Below are 5,754 nucleotides of genomic sequence, written 5' to 3'. Positions count from 1 at the left end.
ACCGCTTCCGAGAGGCCGTCATCCATGGTGAAGCGCTCACGGCTCCAGTCCACGGACGAGCCGAGGCGGCGGATCTGACGGCTGATGTTGCCGCCGGACTGATCCTTCCACTCCCAGACTTTCTCGAGGAATTTTTCGCGGCCCAGATCATGGCGATTCTGGCCTTGGGCTTCGAGTTGACGCTCCACCAGCATTTGCGTGGCGATACCGGCGTGGTCGGTACCCGGCTGCCACAGGGTGTTGCGACCCTGCATGCGGCGGAAACGGATCAGGGCGTACATTATCGCGTTGTTGAATCCGTGACCCAAGTGCAGGCTGCCGGAGACGTTCGGCGGAGGGATCATGATGGTGTAGGACTCGCCCGCGCCTTGCGGGGCGAAGTAATTCTCAGACTCCCAGGTGTTGTACCAGGAAGTTTCAATGGCGTGCGGCTGGTAGGTCTTATCCATGCGCGGCGGGACCCTATTGGCATTTAATCAGGAAAAGCCGGCAAGTATAGCGGGGCGTGGGGCGTAGGGCGAGTTGATCGCGGGATGAGCTGACCATCAGCCATTGCACAAAAACAATGTGGGAGCGGGCTTGCTCGCGAAGACGGCCTGTCATCCAACACTAATGTTGAATGTTACTGCCTCTTCGCGAGCAAGCCCGCTCCCACATTAGAATGGTGGTGTTTATTCGTACTGACTCAACAACCGCTCCATCCGCGCATCCAGCCGACGTTTGATTTCGGTTTCGATGTGCGGGGCGAAGTCGTCGATCACGTCTTGCATGATCAGCAGCGCGGCGGCGCGCAGTTCGCTGTCCAGGTGCAGCAGGGCGTCGGGGCCCTTGCTCGCGGCAGGCGACGGTTGCGCGGCTGGGGCGGGTGGCGGTGTCGTTTCGACGGGTTGCGGCGCATTGCCGACAGTGTCGAACAGCATGGGGATCTGTTCCTGATCACCTTCAATGACCGTGTCGGTCAGCAAGGGCGGTTGCAGGTTGTCATCGCCGAGCAGTTGGCGGATCGACTCGAGGTCATCCAGCAGATGCGCGGAATTTTGCTGCGGTTTTGGAGTGTCCATCGGAATGCTCAGAGTCGCTGTAAACGGTGATCTTGCAGAGGATAGCCCTGTTCGCGGTAGAAACGGAAACTCTCCCGCGCAGCCGAACGAATCGTCGGATCTTCCACCACCACTTCCGCCACGCGGGCGAACTGTTTGGCAAATACCGGGACTTTCAGGTCGAGATTGACCAGCAGATCCTGATGCTGACCGCAGTCATCGCCAAGGCCCAGGACAATCAAACCCTCCGGCTCGCTTTCGGCGGGACCGTGAGGCACGAAGCTTTCGCCCTTGAAGGCCCACAAACGCGCATCGAGGTCATCACGCTGGGCGGCATCGCTGCAGTGCAGGTAAATGCGGTGGCCCATGCGCCAGGCTTTTTCGGTGAGCTTGCAGGCGAAATCGAGCCGTGCCGAAGGATCGGCGCTGGGCAGGATATAGAAGTCGACTTTGGTCATTGCGGTTCCTGAGCCCCGGGCGGCGCCACTGGTCAGTGGCACCGCTCGGGGTCATCGGTTTCAGGCTTTGGCGCGGTCCAGCAGGTATTGGGTCAGCAGGGGAACCGGACGGCCAGTGGCGCCCTTGTCCTTGCCGCCGCTGGTCCAGGCCGTGCCGGCGATGTCCAGGTGCGCCCAGTTCAGGTTCTTGGTGAAGCGCGACAGGAAGCAGGCAGCGGTGATGGTGCCGGCTTTCGGGCCGCCAATGTTGGCGATGTCGGCGAACGGGCTGTCCAGCTGCTCTTGATATTCATCGAACAGCGGCAGTTGCCAGGCGCGGTCGTCGGCGGATTGGCCGGCGCTCAGCAGTTGACCGATCAGCTCGTCGTTGTTGCCCAGCAGGCCCGAGGTGTGGGAACCCAGTGCGACGACACACGCGCCGGTCAGGGTGGCGATGTCGATCACCGCTTGCGGCTTGAAGCGTTCGGAATAGGTCAGGGCATCGCACAGCACCAGACGGCCTTCGGCGTCGGTGTTGAGGATTTCCACGGTCTGGCCGCTCATGGTGGTGACGATGTCGCCCGGACGCGAAGCGTTGCCGCTCGGCATGTTCTCGGCGCAAGCCAGGATGCACACCAGGTTGATCGGCAGTTTGAGCTCAAGCACGGCACGCAAGGTACCGAACACGCTGGCGGCGCCGCCCATGTCGTACTTCATTTCATCCATGCCCGCGCCCGGCTTGAGGCTGATGCCGCCGGTGTCGAAGGTGATGCCTTTACCGACCAGTGCGTACGGCTTCTCGGATTTCTTGCCGCCGTTGTATTGCATGACGATCAGGCGCGGCGGCTGGGCGCTGCCCTGGCCGACGGCGTAGAACGAGCCCATGCCCAGGTCCTTGATTTTCTTCTCATCGAGGACTTCGACTTTCAGGCTCTTGAATTCTTTGCCCAGGTTCTTGGCTTGCTCGCCCAGGAACGTCGGGTGGCAGATGTTTGGCGGCAGGTTGCCCAGGTTACGGGTGAAGGCCATGCCATTGGCGATCGCGGTGGCATGGGCCACGGCGCGTTCGACTTCAGCCTGTGCGGCCTTGATGGTCACCAGGGTGACTTTCTTCAGGGCAAGCGGGTCGGCTTTCTGGCTCTTGAACTGGTCGAAGGTGTACTCGCCATCTACCAGGGTCTCGGCCAGCAGGCGGTTCTTGCCATAGCTGTCGCGGCCTTTGACCACGACTTCGTCCAGGGCCAGCACTGCATCGCTGCCGCCCAGGCCTTTGAGGGTGTTGAGGATGCCGGCGATGATTTTGCGGAACGGGCGATCACCCAGCTCTTCATCCTTGCCCACGCCCACCAGCAACACGCGCTCAGCCTTGAGGTTAGGCAGGCTGTGCAGCAACAGGCTCTGGCCGACTTTGCCGGCCAGGTCGCCGCGCTTGAGCACGGCACTGATAGTGCCACCGCTCAGCTCGTCGAGTTGTTTGGCAACGGCGCCGAGTTTGCGGCCTTCGCCGACGGCGACCACCAGCGTGGCGGTCTTCAACGTTTCCGGGCTAACGCTTTTTACAACCAGTTCCATGTCTGGGTCCCTGAATTAATGGTCAAAGTGCGCGACGCGCAGAAGCTTGCTTATAAGTAGAAAGACGCAGGTAGCAGTGCCCAGCGACAAAGGCCGCAGTTTGAACCTCGCTACCGGCGCCTGACAACCCTCGGGCGTGCGAACTTCGTTGGTTCAGGCGTCTGCTTGAGCGTGCGCAGTGACAGGCGCACCCAATCACAGGATAATGCGCCATCTTTTTCGGCGGCTCTGCCCTGCGGGCCGACCGATACGTTTGTTTGTTTGGCCGCTTAGCCTGACAACCCTGGAGTGTCTGGTTTGATTGTCTTCCGTTATCTATCCCGCGAAGTCCTGTTGACCTTGAGCGCCGTCAGCGCCGTGCTGCTGGTCATCATCATGAGCGGACGCTTCATCAAATACCTCGCCCAGGCGGCTTCTGGCCTTCTGGATCCGGGTTCGCTGTTCCTGATCATGGGTTTCCGTCTGCCGGGTTTCCTGCAGTTGATCCTGCCTTTGGGGCTGTTTCTCGGGATTTTACTGGCCTACGGTCGTCTGTACCTCGACAGCGAAATGACCGTGCTGTCGGCCACCGGCATGAGCCAGCAGCGACTGTTTCGCATCACCCTGTTTCCGGCCACGCTGGTTGCGCTGGTGGTGGCATGGCTGAGCCTGAGCCTGGCGCCACAGGGTGCCAACCAGTTCCAGTTGCTGCTGAACAAACAGGACGCACTGACTGAATTCGATACCCTTGAGCCAGGCCGTTTCCAGGCTTTACGCGACGGTACCCGGGTGACCTATACCGAACAATTGTCGGATGACCGCATCAATCTGGGCGGCGTGTTCATTTCGCAAAAGAATGTAAATTCCGACAAAAAGGACCGCGGGATTTCCGTATTGGTGGCCGAGAAGGGCCGTCAGGAAATTCGCCCCGACGGCAATCGGTATCTGATTCTCGACAACGGCTATCGCTATGATGGCAATCCGGGTCAGGCCGATTACCGCGCCATCAAATACGACGAGTATGGCGTATTGCTGCCCAAGCCGGACGTCAGCGACGAAGTCACCGATCGCGACGCGATGACCACCCGCTCCCTGCTGGGCAATGATGACATCCGCTCGCGCACCGAACTGCAATGGCGTCTGTCCCTGCCGTTGCTGGTCTTCATCGTGACCCTGATGGCGGTGCCGTTGTCGCGGGTCAACCCGCGCCAGGGCCGTTTCCTCAAGCTGCTGCCGGCGATTCTTCTTTATATGGCTTACCTGACCATCCTGATTGCCGCTCGCGGCGCCCTCGAAAAGGGCAAGATTCCGGCGGCGTTGGGCTTGTGGTGGGTGCATGCGATCTTCCTGGCCATCGGCCTGGGCTTGCTGTACTGGGAGCCGTTGCGCTTGAAGATGGCGAGTCGCCGCAGTGCGCTGGAGGTGGCCCGTGGATAAGCTCGATCGCTACATCGGTAGCAGCGTGTTCGTCGCGATCCTGGCAGTACTGGGGATCATCCTCGGCCTGGCCACGCTGTTTGCCTTCATCGATGAGATGAGTGAGGTCAGTGATACCTACACCCTGATGGATGTCCTGAGCTATGTGCTGCTGACCGCGCCGCGCCGTCTGTACGACATGCTACCGATGGCGGCGCTGATCGGTTGCCTGATCGGCCTCGGCAGCCTGGCCAGCCACAGCGAACTGACCATCATGCGCGCTGCGGGCGTGTCGCTCGGGCGGATCGTCTGGGCTGTCATGAAGCCGATGCTGCTTTTGATGGTGGTGGGGCTGGTGATCGGTGAATACGTCGCGCCGGCAACAGAAGTCACCGCTCAGGCCAACCGCTCGCTGGCCCAGGGCAGTGGCGATGCGCAAAGCGCCAAGCATGGTCTGTGGCACCGTCAGGGTGACGAGTTCATTCACGTCAACTCCGTGCAACCCAATGGGCTGCTGTACGGCGTGACCCGTTATCGCTTCGATGATCAGCGCCACATCCTGTCTTCGAGCTTCGCCAAACGCGCGGAATTCGACACGGATCACTGGCAGCTGAGCGACGTCACGACCACGTTGTTCCATGAGAAGAACACCGAAGTGGTGACGACTCCGGTGGAGCGTTGGGAGGTAGCACTGAGCCCGCAATTGCTGAGCACTGTGGTGATGGCGCCTGAATCACTGTCGATCACCGGTCTGTGGAGTTACATCCACTACCTGGCTGACCAGGGCCTGAGCAACGGTCGTTATTGGCTGGCGTTTTGGGTCAAGGTGTTGCAGCCGCTGGTGACCGCCGCATTGGTGCTGATGGCGATTTCCTTCATCTTCGGCCCGCTGCGTTCGGTAACCCTCGGTCAGCGAGTCTTTACCGGTGTGTTGGTGGGCTTCACCTTCCGCATCGTCCAGGATTTGCTCGGCCCTTCGAGCCTGGTATTCGGTTTCTCGCCACTGTTTGCGGTGCTGGTGCCGGCCGGAGTCTGCGCCCTGGCCGGGGTCTGGTTGTTGCGCCGGGCCGGTTGATCGCGGGTTATTCCCGAAAGGCTTGTCACTCAAAACGCCCCTGTCGCAAGATCGGGGCGTTTTTGTACGCGCCGTCTGACCTGCGAACGTGACGCTTGCGTCGTGGATCAGGTACAATTCCCGGCTATTTTTCGGCGGGCTATGCCTGCAGCCTTTTTGAGTGTTGATCCGTGAGTGATTTGAGTCATATCCGCAATTTCTCCATCATCGCCCACATTGACCATGGCAAGTCGAC

Annotated in this window: 7 protein-coding genes; 3 read left to right on the top strand and 4 right to left on the bottom strand. The window is 60.5% G+C overall.

Going from position 1 to position 5,754, the window contains the following annotated elements:
* From ACIPLA_RS25835 to ACIPLA_RS25820, 4 genes are all read right to left on the bottom strand, one after another.
* A partial coding sequence (locus ACIPLA_RS25835) for a class I tRNA ligase family protein (RefSeq protein WP_401177047.1) occupies positions 1 to 449 on the bottom strand: 449 nt, incomplete at its 3' end.
* Between the two features lie 222 nt (positions 450 to 671).
* Positions 672 to 1,061 (bottom strand): hypothetical protein, encoded by a 390-nt coding sequence (locus ACIPLA_RS25830; protein ID WP_008072054.1) that lies wholly within the window; start codon positions 1,059 to 1,061, stop codon positions 672 to 674.
* An 8-nt stretch (positions 1,062 to 1,069) separates the two neighbouring features.
* On the bottom strand, positions 1,070 to 1,498 hold the full coding sequence (locus ACIPLA_RS25825) for a DNA polymerase III subunit chi (RefSeq protein ID WP_008072051.1): 429 nt from the start codon (positions 1,496 to 1,498) through the stop codon (positions 1,070 to 1,072).
* Positions 1,499 to 1,558: 60 nt separating this feature from the next.
* Positions 1,559 to 3,049, bottom strand: a complete 1,491-nt coding sequence (locus tag ACIPLA_RS25820) for a leucyl aminopeptidase (RefSeq protein WP_401177043.1) — start codon at positions 3,047 to 3,049, stop codon at positions 1,559 to 1,561.
* Between the two features lie 297 nt (positions 3,050 to 3,346).
* Here ACIPLA_RS25820 and lptF point away from each other — a divergent pair, with 297 nt between their 5' ends.
* The 3 genes from lptF to ACIPLA_RS25805 form a co-directional block, all read left to right on the top strand.
* Complete coding sequence (gene lptF / locus ACIPLA_RS25815; protein ID WP_192345528.1) at positions 3,347 to 4,465, top strand: LPS export ABC transporter permease LptF; 1,119 nt, start codon at positions 3,347 to 3,349, stop codon at positions 4,463 to 4,465.
* Positions 4,458 to 5,519 (top strand): LPS export ABC transporter permease LptG, encoded by a 1,062-nt coding sequence (gene lptG, locus ACIPLA_RS25810; protein WP_008073128.1) that lies wholly within the window; start codon positions 4,458 to 4,460, stop codon positions 5,517 to 5,519. The genes lptF and lptG overlap by 8 nt, the downstream gene beginning before the upstream one ends.
* A gap of 170 nt (positions 5,520 to 5,689) precedes the next feature.
* The coding region (locus ACIPLA_RS25805; protein ID WP_401177050.1) for a hypothetical protein at positions 5,690 to 5,754 on the top strand (65 nt) is incomplete at its 3' end.

Source organism: Pseudomonas sp. NPDC086112, from assembly GCF_044746425.1.
Lineage (GTDB): Bacteria > Pseudomonadota > Gammaproteobacteria > Pseudomonadales > Pseudomonadaceae > Aquipseudomonas.
This window is presented reverse-complemented; position numbering and strand designations above follow the sequence as displayed.

Coding starts and splice junctions, on each gene's coding strand:
- ACIPLA_RS25820 (WP_401177043.1), bottom strand. CDS start 3,049: ATGGAACTGGTTGTAAAAAGCGTTAGCCCGGAAACGTTGAAGACCGCC.
- ACIPLA_RS25830 (WP_008072054.1), bottom strand. CDS start 1,061: ATGGACACTCCAAAACCGCAGCAAAATTCCGCGCATCTGCTGGATGAC.
- ACIPLA_RS25825 (WP_008072051.1), bottom strand. CDS start 1,498: ATGACCAAAGTCGACTTCTATATCCTGCCCAGCGCCGATCCTTCGGCA.